The organism is Bifidobacterium sp. POST2/T3 (B1), from assembly GCF_058197115.1.
The window spans coordinates 1-26,275 of record NZ_JBVPQK010000003.1 but is presented as its reverse complement, the minus strand read 5'-3'; the positions used below and the strand labels follow the sequence as shown (position 1 = coordinate 26,275).

The window sequence follows — 26,275 nt, the reverse complement described above, 5'->3', positions numbered from 1 at the left end:
GCTAAGTTAAATCGGTGTACTAATCTATTTACAAACATATAAATAAGCCTACTACGGTAAACACGGCGCCGAAAAGTAGTGGAAGCATTCGGCGCATGGCTGGCAACGCAATGGAGCGGGCTTATAGGAAAGACAGGAGGGCAGGATGTCAACTGGCGACATTCCGTTGAACGCCACCCGGCGGGGTAAGACTAAACGCCAAGGGGGCATAAGCGGCAAGAAGAGACACAGCATCAACCTCTTCCTCTTGACCGTCCCCTTTCTGATACTGGTCATCCTCTTCAGTTACTATCCACTGCTCGGATGGGTATATGCCTTCTATGACTATCAGCCACCCATTCCCCTTTCGGAGAGCCAATTCGTCGGCTTCCAGTGGTTCAAGATGATGATCCAGAATCCGGCCCAGCTGCATACGGTCGGCCAGGTCCTGATCAACACTTTCGTGATGAGCGGCCTGGGCATTCTGACATCATTCTTCCCGCTGTTCTTTGCCATCGGCCTCAATGAGATTCGCAGCAAGCACTTCAAGAACGTCATCCAGACCCTGACTACCCTGCCCAACTTCATCAGCTGGGTCCTGGTCTACGCCGTGGCATTCGCCATGTTCTCCTCCACTGGCATGGTCAACCAGCTCCTGCAGAACATCCACCTGATCTCACAGCCTATTCACTTCCTGGATTCCGATAGCGGGACCTACATCAAGATGCTCCTGTGGAGCCTGTGGAAGGGTCTGGGCTGGGGGTCCATCCTCTACCTGGCCGGCATATCCGGCATCGACCCCGAACTCTACGAGGCCGCCCAGGTGGATGGGGCCAACCGATTCCAGCAGATCATACACGTTACGATTCCGCAGCTCATGCCCACATACCTGGTCATGCTGATGCTGAGCGTCTCCAACTTCCTGAACAACGGGATGGATCAGTACTTTGTCTTCCAGAACGCCTTCAACCTCAAGCACATCCAGGTGCTTGACCTCTACGTCTACAACGTGGGCATGGGTCAGAACAGCCTCTCTCTTGCGACGGCCATATCCATGCTGAAATCCCTGGTCAGTGTGGTCCTTTTGTTCCTGGTCAATTGGGCCTCCAAGCGGACCCGTGGCGAGTCAATCATCTGAGCGTGAGGGGAAAACAATCATGAGCGACAGCATGGCAATCGAATCGAAGGGCGTCTCTCCCCTCCTGCAGCGGACCAAGGGCGAGAAGGTGTTCAATGTCTTCAACATCGTCTTCTTCATCCTCTTCGCCTTTATCTGTACATATCCTTTCTACTATCTGATCATCAACAGCATCTCCGACAACACCCTGAGTGCCGCCGGCAAGATCACCATTCTGCCCAAAGGAATCCACTGGAGCAACTATGTGGAGGTCTTCAAGCTGGAGGGCCTGGGCACAGCAGCCATGGTCTCCCTGGGACGTACCGTGATCGGCGCCGCCCTGACCGTACTGGCCAGCGCCTTCCTGGGCTTCCTCTTCACCCAGGAGGGAATGTGGCATCGCAAGCTCTGGTACCGCTTCATCATCGTGACCATGTACTTCAATGCTGGTCTGATCCCTATGTTCATCACGATGAAGAACCTGGGTCTGACCAACAACTTCTGGGTGTACATCCTGCCGGCCATCGTGCAGCCCTTCAATATTATTCTGGTGAAGACCTACATCGAGTCCATCCCCAAGTCTCTCCAGGAGGCGGCCGAGGTGGACGGCGCCGGCACACTGACGGTCTTCTTCAAGATCGTCCTGCCCATGTGCACGCCAATCTTGGCTACGGTGGCCATCTTCTCGGCCGTGGGGCAGTGGAACTCCTTCCAGGACACCTTGATCTACATGACTGATTCAAAGCTCTACTCTCTGCAGTATCTGCTCTATCAGTACATCAACCAGGCAAGCTCCTTGGCCAGTGCAGTCAAGGCCAGCGCGGGCGGCGCCCTGAATATGGCGGCCCTGGCCACCCAGCAGACCCCGACCTCGATTCGCATGACTGTTGCCGTGATCGTGGTGCTGCCCATCCTCTTTATCTACCCGCTCTTCCAGCGCTACTTCGTCAAGGGCATGATGCTCGGCGCCGTCAAGGGCTGATCGAGAGGAGGTGCAACCTAGCCGCCGTGCGGGCCTGATCCCACGCGGCGGCCAGGAAGCGTTCATGTCGATTCATCAAGGAGGACAAATCGATGAGAGATGCAAGACCGGCAGTGGCCCCGCCGGTCCGAAGGAGATCAACCACGGGGTTGACCATCACCGCTCACGGAGTCGTCGGCGGTGGGCAGGGGCCTGGGGGCCGGGAGCATGGACTGAGGAGGACCACGCAGGCCGTTGAGACAATCGTAAGAGACATAGGGATGTAAGCGGAAGTCAGAACCCTCCTGATGACCTGCAACCCGCCGACTTGCCGAAGGTGACAGGACGGGCCCAGGAGCCGGACGGTGTCTGGAAAGGGGAAACAATGCAAGCCAAGAAGCTGACGGCGGTGGCTGCCGCTGTCATAACCGTGTCCATGGCCCTGGCGGGCTGTGGCGGCGGAGACAATTCCGCCAACGAGAAGGACGACGGGTCGCTCATGCAGGTGGATGTCTTCGATGGTCTGGCCAACTACCAGGGCATCCAGAAGGGCTGGTTCGCCAAGATGGTCAAGGACAAGTTCAACCTCAAGTTGAACATCGTGGCCCCCAATGTGGCGGGCGGGGGTAGCACCCTCTTCGACACCCGTTCAGCAGCCGGGAACCTGGGTGACATCATTATCACCGGCTCCGGCTCCGGCCAGGCGGCCAAGCTGGTCAAGTCCCACCTGATCGAGGACATGACGCCGTACATGAAGAATGCGAAGAACATCAAGAAGTACAAGTCCGCCACCGACGCCCTCAACAAGGTGGCCGGGCAGACAAGCGGGGTCTGGGGGGTGCCCGGGTCGGTCACTTCTCTGCCGCCCACGGAGCCCTCCGAGGGGCTGGAGCCCACCTTCGGCCCCTACGTGCGGTGGGGCATCTACAAGGAGGTAGGCTATCCCAGGATCGCCAACATGGATGACCTGGTCAATGTCCTCAAGCAGATGCAGGACAAGGCCCGGGCCGATACCGGCGACAAGAGCATCTACGCCATGTCCCTCTTCAAGGACTGGGACGGCAACATGATGAACAACGCCAAGCAGCCCACCTGCTACTACGGTTATGACGAGATGGGCTTCGTTCTGGCCAAGGCCGATGGCTCTGACTACCAGTCGGTCACACAGAAGGGCGGGATGTACGAGAAGGCCCTCCAGTTCTTCAATAAGGCATCACAGGCTGGCCTGGTCGACCCCGAGTCGACCACCCAGAACTACGACACCATGTACGCCAAGTACCAGCAGGGCAAGATCCTCTTCTCCTTCTGGCCATGGCTGGGGCAGGCCGCCTACAACACCACGGACAACAAAGCACAGGGCAAAGGCTTCATGATCGCCCCGCTGGAGGACATGAAGATCTTCTCCTATGGCGCCACGCCTGATGGGGGCAGCACCTTCATCGCTCTGGGTTCCAAGGCCAAGAACAAGCAACGCTTGGTCAACTTCATCGACTGGCTTTACTCGCCTGAGGGGGTCTACGCCTCCGGTGCCCAAACCGGCGGATCCGCTGGTCCTAAGAACCTGAACTGGACGGTCAAGGACGGCAAGCCGGTTCTGACCGATTTCGGCGAGAAGGTCCTCTTCGGCAACGGTGCCAACGTGCCGGCGGATTGGGGTGGCGGCACTTATAAGGACGGGGTTTCGGCCTTGAACTACCCGACTGTGATCGTCCAGGACAAGGATCCCTCCACGGGCTACCCCTACAACGCCAGTATGTGGCCTTCGCAGCTGGCCAAAAACACGGACCCGCTGAGCACTGACTGGTCCGCCCACATGGGCGGGGCCAAGACCACCATGGAATATTTGAAGAAGAACGACAAGATCATGGTGGCCCCCGGTTCCAGCTACGTGACCCCGGACGAGTCCTCCCAGATCAAGACCCTCCGCGGCCAGGTGAAGACCGAGATCGTCAACGCCTCCTGGAAGGCCTCTTTCGCCAAGGATGACAACGAGTTCAATGCCCTCCTCGATGAGATGCGCTCCAAGGTTGACGGGATGGGCTACAAGCAGGTTCTCGATGTGGACATGAAGGACGCCAAGGACCAGAACACGGCCCGGGTAAACATCAAGAAGCAGTTCGAAGACAAGAAGTGAAGCAGAGTATGAGCGTCCGGCCCCCGTCGGGAGCCCCGGGGGGTTCGGGCCTCACATGAAGACTTGACCACCTTGCTGGGCCTGTGTCGAGCGACCGGCACGAGCCGACCAAGGGAGTCTGAAAATCAGACTATTGCAGAGAAAGGTAACAAGGAAACCATGAAGAAGAGCAAACTCGCAGTGGTGATGGCAGCGGTGCTGTCAGCCTCGCTGGCCTTGGCCGGCTGTGGCGGCGGAGGAGACAACTCGGCCAACGAGAAGGATGACGGCTCCTTGATGAAGGTGGACGTCTATGACGACCTGGCCAACTACCAGGGCATCCAGAAGGGCTGGTTCGCCAAGTTGATCAAGGACAAGTTCAACCTCAAGTTGAACATGATCTCGCCCAATGTGGCCGGCGGTGGCAGCACTCTCTTCGATACCCGTTCGGCAGCCGGGAACCTGGGCGATCTGGTCATCACCGGAGCTGGCAACGGCAGACTGACCAAGTTGATCAAGGCCCACCTGATCGATGACATGACACCGTACCTGAAGAATGCCAAGAACATCAAGAAGTACAAGTCCGCCACCGATGCCCTCAACAAACTGGCTGGGCAGAGCAGCGGGGTCTGGGGGGTGCCGCAGAGCGCCTCCACCAAGAGCCCGACCGACCCCTCCGAAGGTAACGAGCCTGTTTTCGGCCCTTACATCCGCTGGGACTACTACCGTGAGATCGGCTACCCCAAGTTCAACAACCTGGATGACTTCCTGCAGGTTCTCAAGCAGATGCAGGACAAGGCCCGGGCAGATACCGGCGACAAGAATGTCTATGCCTTCTCCCTCTTCAAGGACTGGGACGGCAACATGATGAACAACGCCAAGCAGCCCACAACCTACTTCGGTTACGACGAGATGGGCTTCGTTCTGGCCAAGGCCGATGGTTCTGACTACCAGTCGGTCACTCAGAAAGGCGGGATGTACGAGAAGGCCCTCCAGTTCTTCAACAAGGCCAACCAGATGGGCTTGGTCGACCCCGAGTCCTCCACCCAGAACTACGACACCATGTCGAACAAGTACAAGCAGGGTAAGATCCTCTTCTCCTTCTGGAGCTATCTTGGTCCTGCCGCTTACAACACCACGGAAAATAAGGCCCAAGGCAAGGGCTATATGCTGGCCCCCATGGGTGACATGAAGATCTTCTCCTACGGAGCCACCCCCAATGGCGGCGCCGCCATTATCGCCGTCGGGTCCAAGGCCAAGAACAAGCAACGCCTGGTGAACTTCATCGACTGGCTCTATTCCAAAGAGGGCGTCTATGCCATGGCCGGCAATGTCAAGGGTATGAACTTCGACATCAAGGACGGCAAGCCCGAGCTGACCGACTTCGGCAAGAAGCTTCAGAGCGACAAGTCCTCCAAGGTCCCCGCCCAGTTCGGCGGCGGCTCTTACGCCGACGGTGTATCTGCCCTGAACTTCACCACTGAGCTGGCCACTGACATCGATCCTGATACCAAGGAGCCATATGACTCCAGCATGTGGAAGTCCACCATCGACCAGTTCAGCAACTCGGCCCTGGACAAGGATTGGTCCGAGCATATGGACGGGGCCAAGACCTCCATGCAGTATTTGGAGAAGGCGAACAAGCTCATGATCGCCCCCGGCTCCAGCTTCATCCAGCCCGATGAGTCCTCCCAGATCTCTACCCTGCGTGGTCAGGTGAAGACCGAGATCGTCAACACCTCCTGGAAAGCAGTCTTCGCCAAGGATGACAACGAGTTCAACAGCCTAATGGACGAGATGCGTTCCAAGGTCGACGGACTGGGCTTCAAGCAGGTACTGGATGTGGACATGAAGAATGCCAAGGACCAGAACACGGCCCGTGTCAACATCAAGAAGCAGTTCGCCAATCGCGAGAAGTCGGAAAGCAACTGATTCCGCGCCGGACGGTGAGGCAGGGGAGCTCTGGTGACCCTGCCCGCCGTCAGGCATGTACTGGTGGGGAGCGTTAGTCGGGCGGGTGGTCAGCCACCCTCTGCCGCGCTCCCCTTGCCATGCCGGTGGCACAGTGGATGGTTCTACAGTCACCGGTGATGAAGCAGCATCGGTCCCAATCAGGGGCCGTGTTGCGAATGACAGAAAAAGACAGAGAAGGAAAACGAGGTGCGAGAGCTGCATGCTCCCATTTGAAAAAAATTCAAGGATTGTCTTCTGTGGAGACTCGGTCACTGATGTCAACCGTGATTACAAGGCCGTTCCAGCCGGCTGGGGCTCCTTCGGCGACGGCTATGTCAACCTGGTCCACGCCCTTCTTACCGCAGTCTATCCTGATCGGGAACTCATGATCATGAACGAGGGAGTCAGCGGAGACGACATCAAGTTGATGGCAGCCCGGTGGGACAGGGATGTGCTCGATCTGAAGCCCGACTACGTCTCCGTTATGATAGGAATCAATGATGTCTGGCGTCACTTCGACGGTCCCTTCCGCCAGGCGGATCTGGTCTCTTTGGATGAATTCGAACAGACCTACGAGAATCTGATGGGCAGGACCGAGCCTCGTGTCAAGGGCCTGATTGTCATGAGTCCCTTCATGATGGAGCCCAACAGGGATGATCCGATGAGGGCTATGGTCGACCGTTATGCCGAGGTGGCAAGGCAGGTGGCGGACCGGCATGGGGCCACCTACGTGGATGTCCAGGCCGCCATGGACCACTTCCTCGAGAAACAGAGCAGCTACATACTTAGCATGGACCGTTGCCACCCTGGGGTTGAGGGGCATATGCTGGTGGCTAGGACCTGGCTCCAAGCCGTCGGCTTTGATTGGGAAAGGACCACATTCGATGATGAAAAGTGAACAGGAGCCCCGTCCCCTGCGAGAAGACGTAGTCGGGGCCGACAATCTTTCGCGGGTGGATGACGAGATCAGCCGTGGCGCCTTCAAGGCCGATTGGGCCTCCCTGTGCGCCATGGAGCCCCCCACCTGGTTCGCCGATGCCAAGTTCGGCATCTTCACCCACTGGGGCCTATACAGCGTGCCCGCCTACAATAACGAGTGGTACTCGCGCAACATGTACATCAAGGGGTGCCCGGAGTTCGACCACCACGTGAAGACCTATGGACCCCAGAAGGAGTTCGGCTACAAGGACTTCATCCCCATGTTCAAGGCGGAGCGTTTCGACCCCGACCAGTGGCTGGACCTCTTCCGCCGGGCTGGCGCTCGCTACTACATGCCCGTGGCCGAGCACCACGACGGATTCCAGATGTACCGCAGCGAACTGTCGGAATGGAACGCCTTCGACAAGGGGCCCCACCGCGACCTGATAGGTGAGCTGCGGCGGGCCACTCTGGATCAGGGCCTTCACTTCGCCCTGTCCGACCACCGGGCTGAGCACTGGTGGTTCATGGGCCACGGGCAGGAGTTCGACAGCGACGTGCATCAGCCTATGAAGAGGGGCGACTTCTACTGGCCTGCCATGCCCGAGCCTGACAACCAGGACCTCTTCAGCAAGCCCTATCCCACCAAGGAGTACCTGGACGATTGGCTCCTTCGGGTCTGCGAGGTGATCGACGCCTATCGGCCCGAACTCCTCTATTTTGACTGGTGGGTCCAGCATGAGGCGTTCAAGCCTTATTTGCAGCGCCTTGCCGCTTACTACTACGACCGGTCCGTGGAGTGGGGGGCCCCGACCGCCATCTGTTACAAGATGGACGGCATGGCCTGGGGTTCGGGCATCGTAGACGTGGAGCGCGGCGGCTTCGCCAACCCCACCCCCTTCGTCTGGCAGACGGACACTGCCATCGCCCGCAACTCCTGGTGCCACACGACCACCCTGGATCACAAGTCGGTAGCTGAAATTCTGGCCGCCCTCCTCGACGCGGTCAGCAAGAACGGCAATCTCATGCTCAACATTGGTCCTTGCGCCGACGGATCCATCGACCCCGAGGAGGAGGAGATGTTGGAATCCATCGGTCGTTGGATGGATGTGAACGGGGAAGGAATCTATGGATCCCGCCCCTGGTGGATCGCTCAGGAGGGCCCCACCCACCCGGCAGAGGGGTCTTTCGCGGACCAGACCGAGGCCGTCTTCACCTCCGAGGATTTCCGGTTCACCTCAGCATCAGGAGCTATTTACGCCTACCAGCTCAAGCCTGCAGCAGACGGACGGGCCCTGATTAAGGCCTTCGCCCCACGCGGCAAGGAGGGGTCGGTCTTTCAGGGGATTGTCCGCCAGGTCAGCCAGTTGGGTGCAGGACCAGTTAACTACCAGCTGACGGACCAGGGACTGGAGGTTCGGGGCCTCAAGGACCCGGTCGGGGCCACAGCCACCGGCCTGCCTCTGGGCATCCGGATCGACGTGGAGTGAGATCCGCGTCCTGCAGGATTTCTGTCACCGGATCTAGGGCATAGTGGCCGACAATAACAAGGAAAGATAGGAAAACATGAAGTTTCTCAACGGAGAGTGGCTGGTGCGAGACGGTTTCGACGTCAAATATGCGGCCAACATCTACAGCGCGGACGTCGAAGAGAAGAGGCTGACCCTCTACGCCCCCTTCCAGGTGATCAGGAATCCCGGCATGACCCTGGACGGAGGGTTGCTCACCATCGAGGTGACATCCCCCCGTCCCGACATCATCACCACCCGGATCATCAACTACAGGCAGGACCACAGCCATGACCCCCGGTTCACGCTTGATCGGACCGATCCCCCGGTGAAGATTGAGGAGAGTGAGAAGGGATGGACCTTCACCAGTGGCAGGCTGGCCCTGAAGATCGCCAAGGGTGACGCCATCGATTTCGAGTATGAGTATGAGGGCCGTCCGTTGACCAAGTCGGCGTGGAGGGGCAAGGCCCTGGTGACCGATGACAATGGCAGGCCACACGTGGTCGAGTCCCTCAACCTGGGCGTGGGAGAGAAGATCTACGGTCTGGGCGAGCGTTTCACCAACTTCGTCAAGAATGGGCAGACAGTCACCATCTGGAATCAGGATGGCGGTACAGGCACGGCCCAGGCCTACAAGAACGTCCCCTTCTACATGAGCAACCGGGGGTACGGGGTCTTCGTGGATTCCACCGACAAGGTGGAATTCGAAATCGGTTCCGACGAGGTCTCCAAGGTCCAGTTCTCCGTCCCCGGCCAGGAGCTGACTTACTCGGTGATCGGCGGCCGGGACCTCAAAGGAGTGCTGAACACCTATACCGATCTGACCGGCAAACCCCCACTGGTTCCCGACTGGAGCTTTGGTTTGTGGTTGTCAACCTCCTTCACCACCGACTATGACGAGAAGACTGTCAACGAGTTCGTCGACGGTATGGCGGAGCGGGACATCCCCCTGTCGGTCTTCCACTTCGACTGTCGCTGGATGGACGACCTGGAATGGTGCAACTTCGAGTGGAAGCATTCCGCCTTCCCAGACCCCGAAGGGATGCTGGCCCGCCTCCACCAGAAGGGCCTCAAGGTCTGTGCCTGGATCAACCCCTACATCGCCCAGAAATCCAAGCTCTTCAAGGAAGGGGCCGAGAAGGGATACTTCATCAAGCGCACCGACGGCCAGGTCTGGCAGTGGGACAAGTGGCAGGCCGGCATGGCCATCGTCGACTTCACCAACCCCGAGGCAACGGTCTGGTACCAGAGTAAGCTCAGGCATCTGCTGGACCAGGGCGTGGACTGCTTCAAGACCGACTTCGGCGAACGTATTCCCACCGAGGACGTCGTCTATTACGATGGTTCCGACCCGGTCAAGATGCACAACTACTACACCCTCCTGTACAACAAGGCCGTCTATGACCTCCTGGTCGAGGTGAAGGGGGCCGACCAGGCCATCCTCTTTGCCCGCTCGGCGACGGTGGGCGGACAGTGCTATCCGGTCCACTGGGGCGGGGACTGCACCTCCAACTACCCCTCCATGGCTGAAAGTCTGAGGGCCGGCCTCTCCTTCGGTATGAGCGGATTCGGTTACTGGAGCCATGACATCGCCGGCTTCGAGGATCAGCCCACCCCCGACATCTACAAGCGCTGGACCCAGTTCGGTCTCCTTTCCTCGCACTCCCGCTATCACGGGTCCACCGCATATAAAGTTCCCTGGCTATACGGGGATGAGGCCGTCGAGGTCACCCGTGAGTTCGCCAAGCTCAAGCAGCGTCTTGTGCCCTATCTGATCAAGATGTCGCATGAGACCCATGAGACGGGCCTGCCCATGATGAGGGCCATGGTCCTGGAATTCCCCAGCGACCCGACCTGCGAGGACATCGACACCCAGTACATGCTGGGTGACGACATCCTGGTGGCCCCAATCTTCAACGAGGACGGGACCGCCCGCTTCTATGTGCCAGATGAGGGCACGGGCCGACCCTGGGCCAACATGCTGACCGGGAAGACCTATGAGCCTGGACGCTGGTACCAGGAGACCTACGACTACCACACCCTGCCGGTCCTGGTCAGGCCCGGCACCGATCCTCTCCACGTGTGAGCCAGATCCTAGTGCTACGTGCTACATGCGAGACCGGGTGCCGCTTTCGGCATCCGGCCCCTGTGCCCGGTGCGGTCCTCCCCGGACCAGTAGGTCAGGGGAGGACCTGGATTGCATAAATGAAAACGCTAATGGATGCATGTGCTCGTAGGCTTCCCCTCCGATTGGAGATCCTGCCGTCAGGGCGGTGCATCCCTTATCGATACAGCCTTATCGGCAGAAAGAAGTGGATGGTTCATGACGACCGCCCTTGAATTCGTCAGACAGTTGGGCCTGGGTTGGAACCTGGGCAACACCTTCGATGCTTTTCCCCTCCAAGGAGAGCATGAGAAGGCCGTGAATGAGGGTCGGACCTGGACCCCGGAGGATCAGGAGAAGCTCTGGTTCAACCAGCCCTTCACCCCTGAGTGCGCCCGCCTGGTCAAGCAGGCCGGGTTCGACACCATCCGCATCCCGGTGACCTGGGTGGAGTGGATTGACGGGGAGGGCCACGTGGACTCCATCTGGATGAACGCGGTCCGCCGGGCCGTCGACTGGAGCTTGGATGCCGGGCTCAAGGTGATAGTCAATGTCCATCACGATGGTGGTGAGGGTGATCTCCCTTGGATTCGTAAAGCGGACAAGGATCCGGATGGGGTATGCGGGCGGTTCGCCGGCCTCTGGCGTGAGATCGCCGACACGTTCAAGGATTACGGGCAGGACCTCATTCTGGAGGGTGGCAACGAGATTGGCTTCGATGGCATGGACCGGGACCAGGCCTATGCACTCTTGGAAAGGCTCAACCAGATTTTCGTTGACACGGTCAGGGCCAGTGGATCGCACAACGCCGACCGCTTCCTGCTGATTCCCGGTTACAACACCGACACGGCCATGACCTGTGACTCCCGTTACCACCTGCCTAAAGATAGCGTAGCGGACCGGCTGATCGTATCCATCCACTATTACTCCCCGGCCGACTTCGCCCTGGCAACACACGACACCACTTGGTGCAAACCAAGGCAGGAGTGGGGCAGTGAGGCGGACATCAAGGCAATGGAGGCCGATTTTGCCACCCAGCGCCGTCGCTTTGTCGATGCCGGCATCCCCGTGATCATCGGAGAGTACGGTCTGCTGACCGAGGCCGTGGACGGGAAGGACCATGCCAGTAACCTCAAGTGGATATCGACCGTTCTAAACTGCTGCCGCGAGAACGGATCCTGCCCGGTCCTCTGGGATACCTCCACCAAGGAGATGTGTTTCCTGGACCGGACCACTGGCCGCTTCTTCGACCCCGACATGGCCTCCTTATTCGCCCAGGCCAGTGCGGACCGCCAGTAGGGAGGTGCCGCGATGACCCTGTTCAACTGCAAACCCGCCCGCCGGATCGCCTCAGGATTCCACCCGGATCCGACCATCTGCCGTGCCCCCTCGGGCCGCTACTTCCTGGCCAACAGCTCTTTCGAGTATTTCCCGGGCCTTCCCATATACGAGAGTGGCGACGGGAAGCATTGGGCCCTGGTAGGGAACGCCATGGACCGCCCCTCCCAGTTTCCCTGCGAGGGCATGGGCAACAGCGGGGGCATCTATGCTCCCACCCTGCGCTGGCATGATGGCCTGTTCTACCTGATCGTCACCAACGTCAACAAGGGGACCATGATCATGACCACGCCGGACCCCCACCAGGGATGGTCCGATCCTCTGTGGATCAAGGGGTGGCCCGGTATCGACCCCACCCTTCTCTTCGATGACGATGGAACCGTCTACATCTGCGGCAATGAAAGCGACCAGGTTGACCAGGAAGGTCATAGGGAGGTCCCCGGTATCTATCTGTCCCGTCTGGATGTGGGCACGGGAACCGTCCTGTCTAAAAGGGAGAGAATCTGCGGAGGGACCACTGGGGCAAATCCTGAGGGGCCCCACATGTACAAGCGGGATGGCCTCTACTATCTGATGTGGGCGGAGGGAGGCACCGAGGCTGGTCACATGGAGAACATGGCCCGTTCCGCCTCGCCCACAGGCCCCTACGAGATGTGTCCGGGCAACCCCCTGATCACCAACCGGAGCACCCACCTGACCCTTCAGGCCATCGGCCACTGCGACTGCGCCGGATTCGATGAGGACCGCACCCTGATGGTCTTCCACGGAACCCGGAACAACCATGAGTATCCCGCCCAGGGTTGGCTGGGCAGGGAGTCCTATGCGGTCTGGTTCGCATGGAAGGATGGATGGCCCACCCTGGCCGACCAGTCCTACGATGTCCCCCTTCTGGGCAAGGGGGAGGCCCTTGAGGATCAGGTTGACTGGATCACCCCCTCCCTGGACAGGGCAGGTCGTTTTAGCGTGGCGGATTCGGGCGACCCAACGGCGACCCGCATACTTGTGGAGGCCGCAGGCCATGACTTCGGCCTGGACGACGGGGCGCCCATGATCGGGACCCGGCAGACCGACTTCCGCTGTACCTTCGAGGCCACCCTCCCCGAGCCGGCTCAGTTTGCTGATGGCCAGGCCGGATTGGCCGTCTATGCCAATGCCGACCATTACATGGATCTGTCGGTGGAACCTGCGCGCAATGGTCTGGTGCATGTCCAGGTCCAGGTACACAACGCCGGCCTGGTCAGCCTAGTGGGGTCCGCAGACCTGCCGGCCGGGGCGCCCATAGGCCTTGAGGTCAGGGGGGACGAGATGGGCTACGCTTTTCGCGCTTCGGGGCGGGACGGGAATCACGATCTGGGTCATGCACCGGGCAAGGTCCTCAGCTTCACCAACGCCGGCGGCTTCACCGGAATCCTTCTGGGGGTCTACGCCCATGGAGCCGGACGGGTCACCTTCGATCCGGTGGCCTACCGGGTCTGAGCAATCCCCATACATTCGCAAAAAACAACAAGAGAAGTCGCCCGCTATGGAGCCATTTGGTGCCCGTCGGACGACCTGAAGGAGATTGATCATGAAACCCACATTCAGCAGCTTCCTGTTCGGGGGCGATTGGAATCCGGAACAGTGGCCGGAGGACACCTGGGAACAGGACATCGAAAAACTCGAGGACGCCCACATCAACGAGGCCACCATCAACGTCTTCTCCTGGGCCCTTCTGCAACCTTCGGAAGACGGATATGACTTCTCCATGCTGGATAAGATTGTGGCCCTCCTGGTCAAGCACCGGTTCTACATCGTCATGGCTACGGGGACGGCGGCCCTGCCTGCCTGGATGGTCAGGACCCACCCAGAGGTGATCCGGACCGACCAGGAGGGCAGGCATCGCGTTTTCGGTGGGCGGCATAACTTCTGCCCCACCAGTGAATACTTCCGACAGGCATCCGGGGCTCTGGCAGACCACCTGGCCGAACGCTACGCCGCCACCCCGGGCCTGGTGGCCTGGCATGTGGGCAACGAGTACGGTGGCGGTGGCGGCCTGTGTTACTGCGAGGGCTGTGCCCGGGCCTTCCGTGTCTGGCTGAAGGAGAAGTACGGCACGGTCCAGGACCTCAACCAGGCCTGGTGCACCAACTTCTGGAGCCACACCATCTATGACTGGGCTGACGTGGTTCCACCCGTGACCTACGGGGATGGGATCGGTGAGAACAAGTGCGTGATCTCCGGCCTGCAGATGGATTACCGCCGCTTCCAGGAGCAGGCACAGCTGGCCTGCTTCACCAATGAGCGCGATGCCATCCGCCGTCACGACAGTTCCACGCCGATCACCACCAACCTGATGGGGACCTTCAAGGACCTGGACTACTTCGAGTGGGCCCAGCAGATGGACTTGGTCAGCTGGGACAACTATCCGGGCATGGACACCCCACCCAGTTTCACCGCAATGTCCCACGACCTTATGCGGGGGGTGGGCGGCGGCCGACCCTTCATGCTGATGGAGCAGACGCCCAACCAGCAGAACTGGTTCCCCTTCTGCAAGGTCAAGCGGCCCGGCGAGGTCCGCAAACTCAGTTGGCAGGCCGTGGCCCATGGGGCCGACACGGTGCAGTTCTTCCAGATGAAACAGTCCCGGGGTGGCTGCGAGCGCTTCCACGGGGCTGTCATAGACCACAGCGGCAGTGAGGAATCGCGGGTCTTCAAGGAGACCGCTGCCCTGGGGGCCGAGCTGGATCGGGTGGGGGCCCGTCTCATGGGTAGCCGAGTGGTGGCCAGGGTGGCCATCATGTTCGACTGGCAGAGCTACTGGTCTCTGGAAGGTTGCGTAGGGCCCACGGCAGGCTTCTCCTACCCCCAGGAGGTCCACCGCTTCTACCGCCCCCTTTACCGCCGCAACCTGGCTGTGGATTTCATCTCCAGCACGTCCCCGGTCGAGACACTGAAGAAGTATGACCTGATCCTGGCCCCGGCTCTGATTTCGCTATTGCCCGGTGTGGCAGACCACCTGGAGTCCTATGTGTCCGACGGGGGCACCTTCGTCACCGGCTATATGGCCGGTATTCATGACGAACGCGACCTGGTGGTTCCAGGCGGGTATCCGGGTGCCCTGAGGGGGCTGACCGGGGTCTGGGTCGAGGAGATCGATGCCCTGGCGCCTGACGAAACCATACCGGTGGAGGGCCTGGCAACTGCTGACGGCCAGCCTGCCGGTCAGATCGTGGCCAGCCTGATTCATTGCGAGGGAGCCAAACCCCTTGCCACCTACGGGGGCGGCGACTTCTACGCCGGCAGCCCCGCCCTGACGGTGAACGATTTCGGCAGGGGGAGGGCCTACTTCGTTGGCACTCCTTTGGACGAGGCTGGCATGGATGCCTTCATGGATCCCATCATTGACAGCCTGGGGCTTCCCGCGGTCGATACTCCCAAGGACGTCAGCCTTTCCGTCCGCCGATCGGATGACGGGACCCGATATGCCGTCGTGATCAACTCGGCCCGATCGCCAGTTACCGCCGACCTTCCGCTCCTGAGGGGCGGTGAGGACCTCTTGGCCGGCGGCCGCGTGTCTGGCCCACTGCATCTGCCTCCCTACGGGGTGGCTCTGGTCGCACTGGCCTGACCGGCCAACAGTGAACTTGAGTATCCGGGTCCTGTCATGGCTGGCATCAAGGAGGTGGCCGCACGAGCCGGCGTCTCCATCAGCACCGTATCCTATGCCATCAGCGGGAAACGGTCGGTCAGCGCCTCTACCAGGGCCAGGGTCATGCAGGCCGCCCGCGAACTGGGCTATGTACCTCGGTCGCATAGCCGTTTAGCCCGGGGTGCAGGGACTGGGATCATCGCCCTGAGCTCACCCATAGACGAGGGAACGGTCTACGGGGACTGGTCGCCTTTTTTCTTTGGGGTGGCCCGGCGCTCCCATCTGCGCGGATACGATGTTCTGGCCCTTATGGGGGAGGATGAGGACCTGGCTGCTCTGGCGGATTCAGGCCAGGTGGACGGGATTCTCCTGATGGATGTGACGGTGGACGATCCTCGCACGGCACAGGTCGCTTACTCGCGGGTTCCCGTGGTGTCCCTCGGTTGTCCGGACAGCCTGGACGGGGCCTACGCGGTGGATCTGGACTTCGAACAGATGGGCCGTTTGGCCGTCCACCGTATGGTCGTGGCCGGTCACACCCACATCCTCTTCTTGGGGGCCAACCCGGATGCCTATGAGGAGGGCGTCAATTTCCTGGTCCGGACCAGGAAGGCGGTCAGGTCGTCGGCCGTCGATGCTCATCTAGTTGTCACGGAGAAGTACCTCGATGGTGAGGGAGCCCACACCATGGACCGCCTGGTAAGTCGCGCCCTGGCCGCTGATCCGCAGATTTCGGCTGTTATAGGACAGGTGGACACGATGGGTATGTTCAACCTAGTCAGGGCCCTAGCTGCTTTAGGCAGACCGGTGGGATCGGCCATGTCGGTCATCCAGTTGGGCTCCTTCGGCAGGGGGGCCGTGTTGGACCCGCCTCTGGACGAAATCCCCCTGCGTCCCTACCCGGCATGCGGCCGTGCCGTCGATGTTCTGGTCGAGATGGTGGAGGGGAGGCGCCCCAGGCCTGGTAAGGGAATCAAGGAGTTGATTCCGGTAATCTACCTGGACCGGGGTTCGGTCAGGCCCCCGGGCAGGCCTGGTAAAGGGTAAGGCTCAGAGCGTGATCCGGGGACTGTCGAAATCCATCGAAATGATTCGTCCTCACGCTTTAGTCTCCTTTATGCTGATCAGTGCGTTCTTGCATGGTGATGAGGCCATGGCGTGTGGCTTGTGATGGAAGCGAGGTAGATATGCACAGTCAAAAGACGAGGAAGTCGACGATGTGGACCAGGCCGATGGCCGTTCTGGCCACTCTGGCAATCTCGATGAGCGTGGGGGCCTGTGGATCAGGCGGCGGATCGGAGGCCGAGGGGGCTGACGACGGATCACCGATGACGGTGGAGGTCTTCGACCAGCTGGCCAACTATCAGGGTAAGCAAAAGGGTTGGTTCGCCAAACTGGTAAAGGACAAGTTCAACATCACCCTCAACATCGTGGCTCCCAACGTGGCGGGCGGGGGCAACACGCTTTTCGACACTCGTTCTGCTGCTGGCAACCTTGGTGATCTGGTGGTCATAGGCTCCAACGGCGGTCAGGCCAAGAAGGTGGTCAAGGCAGGCCTGGTGGCCGACCTGACCCCTTATGTGAAAGATGCCAAACACCTTAAGACTTACCAGGGGGCCATGGATCAGCTCAGGGCCGATGCCGGCCGCAAGGACGGCACCTGGGGAATTCCTATCTCCGTCTCGGCCCTCTCGCCCACAGAGCCCAGTGAGGGGGTGGAGCCCACCTTCGGCCCCTTCGTCAGATGGGACTACTACAAGGAGGTCGGTTACCCCAAGGTTGCCACCCTGGAGGATCTTCTGCCCGTTCTGGAGAAGATGCAGGAGAGAGCCCGTCAGGAGACTGGTCGCAAGGACATCTACGCTTTGAGTCTCTTCAAGGACTGGGACGATCAAGCCATGCAAAACGGCTTCCAGTTGCCAGCCTTCTACGGTTATGCCGAGGGGACCGGGTATGTAATGAGCAATGCCGATGGGTCGGATGCCCAGTCCCTGATCGCTCCAGACGGGGTCTACGTGAGGGCCCTGAAGTTCTTCAACAAGGCGCAGAGGATGGGCCTGGTCGATCCTGATTCCACCACGCAGAACTATGACACCATGTTCGCCAAGTACCAGCAGGGCAAGATTCTCTTCTCCTTCTGGCCCTGGCTGGGGCAGGCGGCCTACAACACCGAGACCCACAGGAAGGAGGGGAAGGGGTTCATGATGCTCTCTATAGACGACATGAAGATCGCATCCAAGGGTGCACAGCCCAACGGGACCTCCACCTTCATCGGGGTGGGGGCCAAGGCGAAGAACAAGGCCCGTCTGGTTAGATTCATCGACTGGCTTTATTCGCCGGAAGGCATACAGGCCTCCGGCTCACAGACTAACGGAGCCGCCGGTCTCAAGGGGCTGACCTGGAAGGTAGAGGGGGGCCGACCGGTCCTGACGGATTTCGGTGTCAAAGCTCTGGCCGGTGAGAAGGTAAACGTCCCCGAGGAATACGGGGGAGGGGGCTATACAGATGGGGCTTCCCAACTCAATGTCAACACGGTCCTGAACAAGGGGTTGGATCCCGCCACTAAAGCCCCCTATAACTACCAGATGTGGGATTCGGAACTGGACAAGCGGACCACAGCCCTCGACAGGGACTGGCAGGCGCACATGGGCGGTGCTCGAACCACGATGGAGTATTTGGAGAAAGCGAAGAAGCTGGCCGTGATACCCGGGGCCAGCTATTCCACTCCCAAGGAGTCTTCCGTTATCTCGACCATCCGGGGACAGGTCAAGACCGCCGTGGTCAACGGCTGCTGGCAGGCTGTCTTCGCCAAGGATGACGAAGGGTTCGACTCGGTCTGGTCCTCCATGGTGAAAAACGTGGACGGGCTGGGCTTCCAGAAGGTATATCAGGTGGACATGGATAACACCCACAGTCTCTTCTCGGCGCGAAGGGCAATCGAGAAGCAGTATGCCGATCGGAAGTGAGCCCGGTCCACCCGATGCGGCACCAGGGTTCCAGTCCTTGATTGCAGGATCGGAACCCCGGGGAATGCGGATGGCAGGGACTTGTCACCTTCTTGGGGTGTGAGTGAGAGTCAGGCGTCCGGCTCCCCCTGCCCCCTGAAGGTCCGCTTGATCCAGGCGGCCGCGAGACGTGGCCAGATCTGTACGCAGGGTTCGATTCCATTGGTTCCTTGCCAGGCGGTCTCTTCGGTCCCCAGGCCCAGACCGTGGCCTCCGTGGGGGAAGAGGTGGGCTTCCACGCTGATGCCAGCCTGCTTGCACGCTTCTACTAGCATGAGGGTGTTCTCCGGAGGGACCAGGCCGTCCTCCATGGTGTGCCAGACGAATACGGGCGGGGTCTTGCTGTCTATGTGCTTTTCGATGGAGACCGCCTCCAGGGCTGCCGGGTCCTCCTTCTTGTCGCCCAGGAGGTGGTCGATGCTCCCTCGGTGGGCGAGGGGGCCGGAGGTGATGACCGGATAGCCCAGCATAAGACCGTCGGGGCGGACGGCGTCGGGGTCGTAGCCGTGGGCCCTGAGGTCCTGGTCTCCGGCGGTCGTGGCCAGGTTGGCTGCCAGGTGGCCGCCGGCTGAGAAGCCCATGATGCTGATGGCCTTGGGGTCCACGTGCCACTGCTCGGCGTGCTCACGGATGCGCTTCATGGCTTCAGCCGCTTCGACCAGGGCTGTCGGGTACACGGAGGGCCAGCAGGAATAGCGCAGGACGAAGGCATTGCAGCCAGCCGCCAGGAACTGCACTGCGATGGGTTCGGCCTCCCTGTCCGAGGTCATCTCATAGCCGCCCCCGGGGATGACCAGGACCGATGGGCGGACCCGGTCTGGCACTACCTCCTCGCTGTTATCCAGGCTGTAGCCGACGAACTTGGCCCGGCTGCCGTCAATCCCCTCAATCTCCTGCTCGAAATACTGCATCTGCTCTCATCCTCTTTGATACTTAGGGCCCTCAGGCCGTGACTCATTGTAAATCACCTGGTGGCTCGGCGGTCCTTCAGAAGGTCACGGTCACGTCTACGGGATTTTCACTGGTCTGGGGTGGTACTATCCCGCCACTTAGTTCGTGGCCGTCCAAGCTGACCGAACGTCTTCCAGTCCGCTTCATGGAAATCCGATAGGTGACCCCCCTCCAGGTCCTGCCGATGGTCAATTCGTTGAATTCGGTGGGCAGGTGGGGTTCGATAGCCAGCCCGTCCAAGGTGGGCCTGACCCCCAGCAGGTACTGGGAGACATCCACGAAGGACCAGGCGGCCGTGCCTGTCAGCCATGAGTTCTTTCCCTCGCCGGGGGTGGGGGACTCAGGACCGGCCATCATCTGGCAGTAGACGTAGGGTTCCACCTTGCGGATGTCAGACTTCTCCTCCAGGTAGGCCGGGCAGGTACGCTTGTAGACTGCAAAGGCCTCCTCGTCATCGCCGACCATGGCGTTGGCTATGGAGATCCAGGGGTTGACGTGGCAGAAGATGCCGCCATTCTCTTTGTAACCCTTGGGATAGGAGGAGATTTCGCCCAGTTCGATCCGGTAGGTGGAATAGGCGGGGGCCAGGATGGCGGTACCCCAGGAGGAGGTCAGCCTCTCCTTGACCGAGGTCAGAGCCTGTCGGGCCTTGCCGTCACCAAGACCAATACCGGCCATCACGCACATCCCCTGAGGTTCGATGTAGATCTGCCCCTCAGTGTCAGTGTGGGAACCGACAGGACGGGAGTAAGCATCGTAGGCCCTGAGGAACCACCGGCCGTCCCAGCCGGCACCCTCCACGGCATGGGTCATCTTCTCGATGGCCTGGCGGATCGTGGCAGTCTCCTGGGCCACAGCCTCCCTGCCCATCCCGCAATCCGTTCCGTAATGGTCCAGGATGTCGGCGTAGTGGCCGGCGTAGAGGACGAACATGCCCCCGATCAGAACCGACTCAGCCACGCCTGTGTCATTGTTCTCGACGGTCTGGAAACTCTCTCCCGGCGTATCGGAGAAGCAGTTGAGGTCAAGGCAGTCATTCCAATCGGCCCGTCCGATCAGGGGGAGCTTATGCGGACCCAGGTGGTTCATTGTGAACCCGACCGATCTGCGTAGGTGCTCCAGGAGGGGCTCTTCGGTCCCTTCCACATTGTTGAAGGGGACGGGCTCCTCCAGGATGGAGGAATCCCCGGTCTCGGCCAGGTAGGCGTAGGTACCGGCCACCAGCCAGAGAGGGTCATCGTTGAAGCCGCCGCCAATGTCGGCGTTCCCTCTCTTGGTCAGGGGCTGGTACTGATGCCAGGCCGACCCATCCTCCAGCTGGGTTGAGGCGATGTCGATGATGCGCTGACGGGCGCGGCCGGGGATCAGGTGGACGAAGCCCAGGAGGTCCTGGTTGGAGTCGCGGAAGCCCATTCCCCTCCCCGTGCCCGACTCGAAATAGGATGCCGAACGCGAAAGGTTGAAGGTGACCATGCACTGGTACTGATGCCAGATGTTGACCATCCGGTCCAGGCGAGGATCGCCGCTGTCCACGGTGAACCGACCCAGAAGGTCGGCCCAATAGGCCTTGAGGTCGGCGAAAGCCTGGTCGACCTGGTCGTCCCTTCTGAATCGGTCGAAGAGGGCGTGTGCGGGTTTCTTGTTGATGATTCCCACCTTGGCAGGGTCATCCGGGTCCTCCCACTTGTCTTCCTTGGGCAGCTGGACATAGCCCAGGATGAATACCAGGCTCTCCTCCTGGCCGGGGTCCAGGGATAGCCTGACCCTGTTGGCGGCTATGGGGAACCAGCCGTGCGCAACAGAGTTGTGGGCTCTGCCTTCGGTGATGGCCTGGGGAGTGTCCCAGCCGTTGAACCGACCCAGGAATTCGTCTCTGCTGGTGTCGAACCCGCAGGTATGTCGGTTGACGCCGAAGAAGGCGTAATGGTTCCGGCGTTCCTTGTACTCGGTCTTGTGGTAGAGAAGGGTGGCTTCTGGTCCCTGCTCGACCTCCACTTCGCCCGTAGACAGGTTGCGCTGGAAGTTGCTGGAGTCGTCCATGGCGTTCCACAGGCACCACTCCACGCAGCCGGTCACATCCAGGAGGACGGGAGAGTCGGTGGTGTTCCTGATTCTCAGACGGTTGATTTCGGCATCGGCATCCACGGGAACGAAGGCGGTCATGACCGTGTCGATCCCCTTGTAGGAGGATTCGAAGACGGTATATCCGGTCCCCTGGCGGCAGCTGTACCGGTCAAGGGGGGTCCTGGAGGGCAGGAAGGTGGGGGACCAGGTGGCTAGGGGGGCGGACTCTGGGTTGTCCCGATTCATGAGGCTCAGATAGTAGCTGCGGCTGCCGTTGTCGGCAGGTACCCCGTTGTATCGGTAACGGGTTATCCTCTGGAGCTTGGCGTCTTTATAAAAAGAATAACCGCCGCCTGTGTTGGAGATGAGGGAGAAGAAGTCCTGGTTGCCCAGATAGTTGATCCAGGGCAGCGGGGTGGCGGGTGTGTCGATGACATACTCCCTGGCTGCGTCGTCAAAATGACCGTATTGCATGTTCTCCCTATCCTCGATGCAACCTTGGCTCAGCCCCTTGGGTTTGGGCCGGTTGGGCAGGCCGCAGGCAGCCCTTCCGGTCTGTACCAGGGGTCACGACATCCTGAAGGCAACAGCGTTCGATTGGAATAGCTGCCGGAATCGTACCCCACTCCGGGAAGGACCGCTAGGCTGGCGACCCGCGTTTGTATTATCGTTTGACTAAGATGATAGCATTCATTAATAAACCTATAGATAAGCGTGTGTGGATTTCCTTTAATGGTTGAAATCATGCGGCGACTAACAGTTCGGAACCCCAAGGGTCGGGAATGTTGGAGGCGCTTGCAGTTATGATGGGGACCCACGAGGGCGGGCTGCAACCGCAGGGACGGGGTCCCCGCCCGCAAGGTGCCTGTGTAAAGGAGGTTCATGACCGGCGTAGAGGATTGGAACCAGTACCGGGCCGGCAAGAGGGTCACCGGATCCGGCCCAACGGTCGGATCCACTTTCTCGGAGAACCCTCGTGCTCGTCAGGTGTTTACCGGCAAGGCCTTCACCCGGCGCAAGCGGATGACTGCCGATGAACGCAGGGATCAGATTGTGAAGGCTGCCGTCAAGGTGATTGCCGTCAAAGGCTTTTGGGGGATGTCCCTGCAGGACGTGGCCGATCAGGTAGGCATCACAGAGGCCGCTCTCTACCATTACATCAACTCCAAGAACGACCTGTTCAGCATGGTCATGGAGCAGGCCTATGACTCCCCTGAAGCCGACGAATTCATCTACAAGACCTGTACGGGGACGGATGCGGACGGACACAGCCTCCTCTTCTTCCCCCGATTCTGCGCCAACAACGTTATTTTCAATGCTCGCAGGCCGGAGATGGTCAAGCTCTTCTCCATCCTGAACGGTGAGGCTCTCAGCCCTTCACACCCAGCTCACCGCTATTTCATAGGCCGCAACCAGAAGTTCTGGCAGACCATCAAGTCACTGAACTGGTGCCTGCCCAGAGGGTACGACCTGGACCGTTTCCACCACATGTGGATGCTGTGCATGTCGGCCATGGATGGCCTGCAATACCGCTGGCTGGCGGACGGGTCAGCCGACCTGGTGGCCGAGTGGCTCGCCTTCTCCGACGAGCTCTTCCCCCAGGAGAAGTGGCATGGGTTCATGGACCCCAGTGACATCGACCCGGATTCTGAAGAATGCCTGGCTTCCTACGGCCTTATCACGGGTGGGGGGCAGACGGCTTAGGAACGGCAGCTTCGTTCAGACGGCGTCTGCAGTGGGGCGGCGGCCGCCAAGGGTATCCGTCGGCCGAAGGACAGCAAATGATTGCAAGCGGGTAAAGCGCTATGGATATGAAAGAAACGAAAGAGAGGATTGACATGGGCCAAGAGAGCAAGTTCATCTTCCCGTCCGATTTCACTTGGGGAACGGCCACGGCCGCCTTCCAGGTGGAAGGGGCGGCACATGAGGATGGCAGGACGGATTCCATCTGGGACACATATTGCGCCCGACCGGGCGTAGTCGTCGACGGATCCAACGGTGATGTGGCCTGCGATCAGTATCACCGCTACCCGGAAGACATAGCCCTGATGAAGCAGATGGGTGTCGGCGCCTACCGCATGTCCATATCCTGGTCCCGTATTTTTCCTACAGCCGGTGGTCCGGTGAACCAAGCCGGGCTGGACCACTACCTGAAGGTCCTTGATATGTTGCGTGACAATGGAATCAGGCCCGTCGTCACCCTATACCACTGGGACCTTCCCCAGTACCTACAGGATGCCGGAGGTTGGCCCAGCAGGGACACAGCTCTCCGTTTTGGCGACTACGCCTCCGCCCTGGCCGCTTCCTTCGGCGATCGGGTGAACACCTGGACCACCCTGAACGAGCCTTGGTGCGCGGCTTACCTGGGTTATGGGAACGGGGCCCATGCCCCCGGGATCAAGGACTACGACCAGGCCTTGGCCGCCGTCCACCATCTGAACCTGGCCCATGGACTGGCCTGCCAGGCCATCAGGGCCCAGGTTGGGCAGGATGCCCGACTCTCGGTCACCCTCAACCTTCAGGTGACCCGGGCGGCCTCGGACAGCCCGGAGGACCTCGCCGCCAAGAAGAGGGCCGACCTCTTCGCCAACGAGGTCTTCCTGGCCCCCATGCTGGAGGGTGCCTATCCGGAAGGTGTCAGTCAGGCGGCGAGGGGGGACACCGACTGGCGCTTCGTGCAGGACGGTGACCTGGAAACCATCCACCAGCCCCTTGACGTTCTAGGACTGAACTACTATGCCACCACATATGTAAAGGCCAGGAGGGCTGATGGTGAATCCGCCGATGCCTCGGTCGGTCCCGAGGGCAAGCTGGTCGATCGCAATGCCAACGCCATGCCGGCCCAGGATAGCGTGGAGGGGCAGGCCCCGCAGGGAGAGCTGACGGGAATGGGCTGGAATCAGGAACCCCAGGGTCTGACCGATGTGCTGGTGGAGATGGGCCGACGTTTCCCCGACATGGAACTCATGGTGACCGAGAACGGCTCCGCCTGGGATGACCAGGTCAGTCAGGATCCGGACGCGCCCGGCGGGAAGATCGTCCACGACCCCAAGCGGGTGGCCTATCTGGAAGAGCATGTCAAGGCTGTGGCCAAGGCCATTCAGGCCGGGTGTCGGGTGACCGGCTACTTTGCCTGGTCCCTGCTGGACAACTTTGAGTGGGCCCTGGGCTACACCAAGCGCTTTGGGTTGATCAGGGTCGACTATGACACCCAGGAGCGGATCTGGAAGGATTCAGGTCTGCGTTACGCGCAAATCATCCGTGATCGCGCAGTCTGAGCAAGACGGCATACAAAGGCAAACAAAGGTTACTGCAAGACGGTTGGGCATCGCTGTCCGACCGCCTTCTTTGTCTTAGATCCAGCTGGACAGCCACATGTGCATGCGCCAGAAGTCATAGGGGATGGGCATGGCGGTCCACAGCGGGTAGAAGAAGACTGAGGTCAGGCCCAGCAGGGTCAGGCCCATGATCATGGTCTGCCGGTAGAGGACGATGTCCGAGTTCTGCCGCAGCCAGTTGACCACGTAGCAGATGGCCAGGATCATCCAGGGCAGGATGACGATGGAATAGAAAGTGAAGGTGGTCCGGTTCATGTATTGGATCCAGGGTAGCCAGCCGGCCAGCATGCCTGCCAGGACCCCCCAGATCCGCCAATCTCCGTGCTTGATCACGACGGCGATGACGATGGCTAGGATCATGCAGATGCTGCCCAGCCACCAGGTCAGAGGATTGCCCAAGGATGTGACTGCGGCTACGCAGGGAGAGTCCTTGGCCAGTCCGCACAGGCCGGGGAAGCCCGTGAGCTTCTGCCAGTAGAAACTGGTGGGCCTGATCTGCAAGGGCCAAGTCAGGGGGTTGGCCATGTATGGGTGGCGGGTATGCAGGGTGGTGTGGAAGCGCCACATCTGCCGGTGGTATTCAGCCAGGGACCGTAGTCCCTCCGGCAGCCAGGTCAGGCCTTGGCCAGGGTGCTGGGCCGCCCAATTGTGCATGAAGGAATCGTCGTGCAGGAACCATCCCGTCCAGGATGCCAGATAGGTGCCCGCCCAGACGGGGATCATAAGCAAGGCCGCTGGCAGCCCGTCTCTGAACACAGCGCTCTGCAGCCAGGATCCATACCCTGCCTGATGACGCTCCCAGCCATCCCAGAGGACCGAGATCAGGGCGAAGACGGCGAAGAAGTAGGCGCCCGACCACTTGGTCCCCGTGGCTAGGCCCAGTAGCAGGGCGGCTCCGGTCCGCCACCAGGACCAGGCAATGAAGGGGCCGGTGGTGGCCACGGGCAGTTCGACACGGCTTTTCTGCCCTGGCTGTCCCTGTGACTGAATGACCTTCACCCGGTAGTGCAGACGGAAATCAGCCCGGTCCTTGGCCCAGGATTGTCGTAGTCTGGCCCTGGCCCAGTCCCGATGGCCCATCAGGCACAGCCAGGCTCCCAGAACGAAGATCATGACGAAGTTGTCCAGCAGGCCGGTACGGCTCATGACGATGCCCAGACCGTCAATGGCCATGAGGAAGCCGGCCGTCAGGGCGATGGGCAGGTTGTGGAAGAGGCGCAAAGCTACACGGCAGAGCAGCAGTATGGCGATGGTGCCGGCCAGAGCAGTGGCCACTCGCCAGGCAAAGGGATTGCCTG

At 60.3% G+C, this 26,275-nt stretch carries 17 protein-coding genes; 14 read left to right on the top strand and 3 right to left on the bottom strand.

From position 1 onward, the window contains the following. The first annotated feature begins 145 nt into the window (after nucleotides 1-145). The 12 genes from AC0AP0_RS00480 (at nucleotide 146) to AC0AP0_RS00425 (ending at nucleotide 18,585) form a co-directional block, all read left to right on the top strand. Nucleotides 146-1,117 (top strand): ABC transporter permease, encoded by a 972-nt coding sequence (locus tag AC0AP0_RS00480; RefSeq protein WP_198191597.1) that lies wholly within the window; start codon nucleotides 146-148, stop codon nucleotides 1,115-1,117. A gap of 19 nt (nucleotides 1,118-1,136) precedes the next feature. Then, nucleotides 1,137-2,078: a carbohydrate ABC transporter permease gene (locus AC0AP0_RS00475; RefSeq protein ID WP_232339520.1), complete on the top strand. Its 942-nt coding sequence runs from the start codon at nucleotides 1,137-1,139 to the stop codon at nucleotides 2,076-2,078. Between the two features lie 364 nt (nucleotides 2,079-2,442). Further along, on the top strand, nucleotides 2,443-4,191 hold the full coding sequence (locus AC0AP0_RS00470; RefSeq protein ID WP_490428830.1) for a type 2 periplasmic-binding domain-containing protein: 1,749 nt from the start codon (nucleotides 2,443-2,445) through the stop codon (nucleotides 4,189-4,191). A 159-nt stretch (nucleotides 4,192-4,350) separates the two neighbouring features. Next, nucleotides 4,351-6,102, top strand: coding sequence for a type 2 periplasmic-binding domain-containing protein (locus tag AC0AP0_RS00465; protein WP_490428828.1), 1,752 nt, complete (start codon nucleotides 4,351-4,353; stop codon nucleotides 6,100-6,102). Between the two features lie 241 nt (nucleotides 6,103-6,343). Beyond that, nucleotides 6,344-7,021, top strand: coding sequence for an SGNH/GDSL hydrolase family protein (locus tag AC0AP0_RS00460; RefSeq protein WP_490428827.1), 678 nt, complete (start codon nucleotides 6,344-6,346; stop codon nucleotides 7,019-7,021). Further along, nucleotides 7,008-8,531 (top strand): alpha-L-fucosidase, encoded by a 1,524-nt coding sequence (locus AC0AP0_RS00455; protein ID WP_490428825.1) that lies wholly within the window; start codon nucleotides 7,008-7,010, stop codon nucleotides 8,529-8,531. The genes AC0AP0_RS00460 and AC0AP0_RS00455 overlap by 14 nt, the downstream gene beginning before the upstream one ends. 76 nt (nucleotides 8,532-8,607) lie before the next feature. Continuing rightward, nucleotides 8,608-10,635: an alpha-xylosidase gene (gene yicI / locus AC0AP0_RS00450; RefSeq protein WP_490428824.1), complete on the top strand. Its 2,028-nt coding sequence runs from the start codon at nucleotides 8,608-8,610 to the stop codon at nucleotides 10,633-10,635. A 237-nt stretch (nucleotides 10,636-10,872) separates the two neighbouring features. After that, nucleotides 10,873-11,952: a glycoside hydrolase family 5 protein gene (locus tag AC0AP0_RS00445; protein ID WP_490428823.1), complete on the top strand. Its 1,080-nt coding sequence runs from the start codon at nucleotides 10,873-10,875 to the stop codon at nucleotides 11,950-11,952. A 12-nt stretch (nucleotides 11,953-11,964) separates the two neighbouring features. Continuing rightward, nucleotides 11,965-13,467, top strand: a complete 1,503-nt coding sequence (locus AC0AP0_RS00440) for a glycoside hydrolase family 43 protein (protein WP_490428822.1) — start codon at nucleotides 11,965-11,967, stop codon at nucleotides 13,465-13,467. Nucleotides 13,468-13,558: 91 nt separating this feature from the next. Beyond that, the gene (locus tag AC0AP0_RS00435) at nucleotides 13,559-15,598 is read left to right on the top strand and encodes a beta-galactosidase (protein ID WP_490428820.1); all 2,040 of its coding nucleotides are present in this window, start codon (nucleotides 13,559-13,561) and stop codon (nucleotides 15,596-15,598) included. Nucleotides 15,599-15,634: 36 nt separating this feature from the next. Next, entirely contained in the window at nucleotides 15,635-16,666 is a 1,032-nt protein-coding gene (locus tag AC0AP0_RS00430; protein WP_490428819.1) for a LacI family DNA-binding transcriptional regulator, read from the top strand. A gap of 185 nt (nucleotides 16,667-16,851) precedes the next feature. Further along, nucleotides 16,852-18,585 carry an extracellular solute-binding protein gene (locus AC0AP0_RS00425; protein WP_490428845.1) on the top strand — a complete coding sequence of 578 codons (1,734 nt, stop codon included), beginning with the start codon at nucleotides 16,852-16,854 and terminating at the stop codon, nucleotides 18,583-18,585. A gap of 110 nt (nucleotides 18,586-18,695) precedes the next feature. On the opposite strand, the gene AC0AP0_RS00420 is transcribed toward AC0AP0_RS00425, so the two are convergent. Continuing rightward, nucleotides 18,696-19,535 (bottom strand): alpha/beta hydrolase, encoded by an 840-nt coding sequence (locus AC0AP0_RS00420; RefSeq protein ID WP_490428818.1) that lies wholly within the window; start codon nucleotides 19,533-19,535, stop codon nucleotides 18,696-18,698. 76 nt (nucleotides 19,536-19,611) lie between these two features. Continuing rightward, complete coding sequence (locus AC0AP0_RS00415) at nucleotides 19,612-22,113, bottom strand: glycoside hydrolase family 94 protein (RefSeq protein ID WP_490428816.1); 2,502 nt, start codon at nucleotides 22,111-22,113, stop codon at nucleotides 19,612-19,614. A 408-nt stretch (nucleotides 22,114-22,521) separates the two neighbouring features. On the opposite strand from AC0AP0_RS00415, the gene AC0AP0_RS00410 reads away from it, so the two are divergent. After that, nucleotides 22,522-23,343, top strand: coding sequence for a TetR/AcrR family transcriptional regulator (locus AC0AP0_RS00410; RefSeq protein ID WP_110424761.1), 822 nt, complete (start codon nucleotides 22,522-22,524; stop codon nucleotides 23,341-23,343). A 107-nt stretch (nucleotides 23,344-23,450) separates the two neighbouring features. Then, nucleotides 23,451-24,917 (top strand): glycoside hydrolase family 1 protein, encoded by a 1,467-nt coding sequence (locus AC0AP0_RS00405; RefSeq protein ID WP_490428815.1) that lies wholly within the window; start codon nucleotides 23,451-23,453, stop codon nucleotides 24,915-24,917. Nucleotides 24,918-24,992: 75 nt separating this feature from the next. Here AC0AP0_RS00405 and AC0AP0_RS00400 read toward each other — a convergent pair. After that, the coding region (locus AC0AP0_RS00400) for a dolichyl-phosphate-mannose--protein mannosyltransferase (RefSeq protein ID WP_490428814.1) at nucleotides 24,993-26,275 on the bottom strand (1,283 nt) is incomplete at its 5' end.

Excerpts from the sequence above, each read along its gene's own strand:
- AC0AP0_RS00480 (WP_198191597.1), top strand. The coding sequence starts at position 146 with ATGTCAACTGGCGACATTCCGTTGAACGCCACCCGGCGGGGTAAGACT.
- AC0AP0_RS00475 (WP_232339520.1), top strand. The coding sequence starts at position 1,137 with ATGAGCGACAGCATGGCAATCGAATCGAAGGGCGTCTCTCCCCTCCTG.
- AC0AP0_RS00470 (WP_490428830.1), top strand. The coding sequence starts at position 2,443 with ATGCAAGCCAAGAAGCTGACGGCGGTGGCTGCCGCTGTCATAACCGTG.
- AC0AP0_RS00465 (WP_490428828.1), top strand. The coding sequence starts at position 4,351 with ATGAAGAAGAGCAAACTCGCAGTGGTGATGGCAGCGGTGCTGTCAGCC.
- AC0AP0_RS00460 (WP_490428827.1), top strand. The coding sequence starts at position 6,344 with ATGCTCCCATTTGAAAAAAATTCAAGGATTGTCTTCTGTGGAGACTCG.
- AC0AP0_RS00455 (WP_490428825.1), top strand. The coding sequence starts at position 7,008 with ATGATGAAAAGTGAACAGGAGCCCCGTCCCCTGCGAGAAGACGTAGTC.
- yicI (WP_490428824.1), top strand. The coding sequence starts at position 8,608 with ATGAAGTTTCTCAACGGAGAGTGGCTGGTGCGAGACGGTTTCGACGTC.
- AC0AP0_RS00445 (WP_490428823.1), top strand. The coding sequence starts at position 10,873 with ATGACGACCGCCCTTGAATTCGTCAGACAGTTGGGCCTGGGTTGGAAC.
- AC0AP0_RS00440 (WP_490428822.1), top strand. The coding sequence starts at position 11,965 with ATGACCCTGTTCAACTGCAAACCCGCCCGCCGGATCGCCTCAGGATTC.
- AC0AP0_RS00435 (WP_490428820.1), top strand. The coding sequence starts at position 13,559 with ATGAAACCCACATTCAGCAGCTTCCTGTTCGGGGGCGATTGGAATCCG.
- AC0AP0_RS00430 (WP_490428819.1), top strand. The coding sequence starts at position 15,635 with ATGGCTGGCATCAAGGAGGTGGCCGCACGAGCCGGCGTCTCCATCAGC.
- AC0AP0_RS00425 (WP_490428845.1), top strand. The coding sequence starts at position 16,852 with ATGGCCGTTCTGGCCACTCTGGCAATCTCGATGAGCGTGGGGGCCTGT.
- AC0AP0_RS00420 (WP_490428818.1), bottom strand. The coding sequence starts at position 19,535 with ATGCAGTATTTCGAGCAGGAGATTGAGGGGATTGACGGCAGCCGGGCC.
- AC0AP0_RS00415 (WP_490428816.1), bottom strand. The coding sequence starts at position 22,113 with ATGCAATACGGTCATTTTGACGACGCAGCCAGGGAGTATGTCATCGAC.
- AC0AP0_RS00410 (WP_110424761.1), top strand. The coding sequence starts at position 22,522 with ATGACCGGCGTAGAGGATTGGAACCAGTACCGGGCCGGCAAGAGGGTC.
- AC0AP0_RS00405 (WP_490428815.1), top strand. The coding sequence starts at position 23,451 with ATGAAAGAAACGAAAGAGAGGATTGACATGGGCCAAGAGAGCAAGTTC.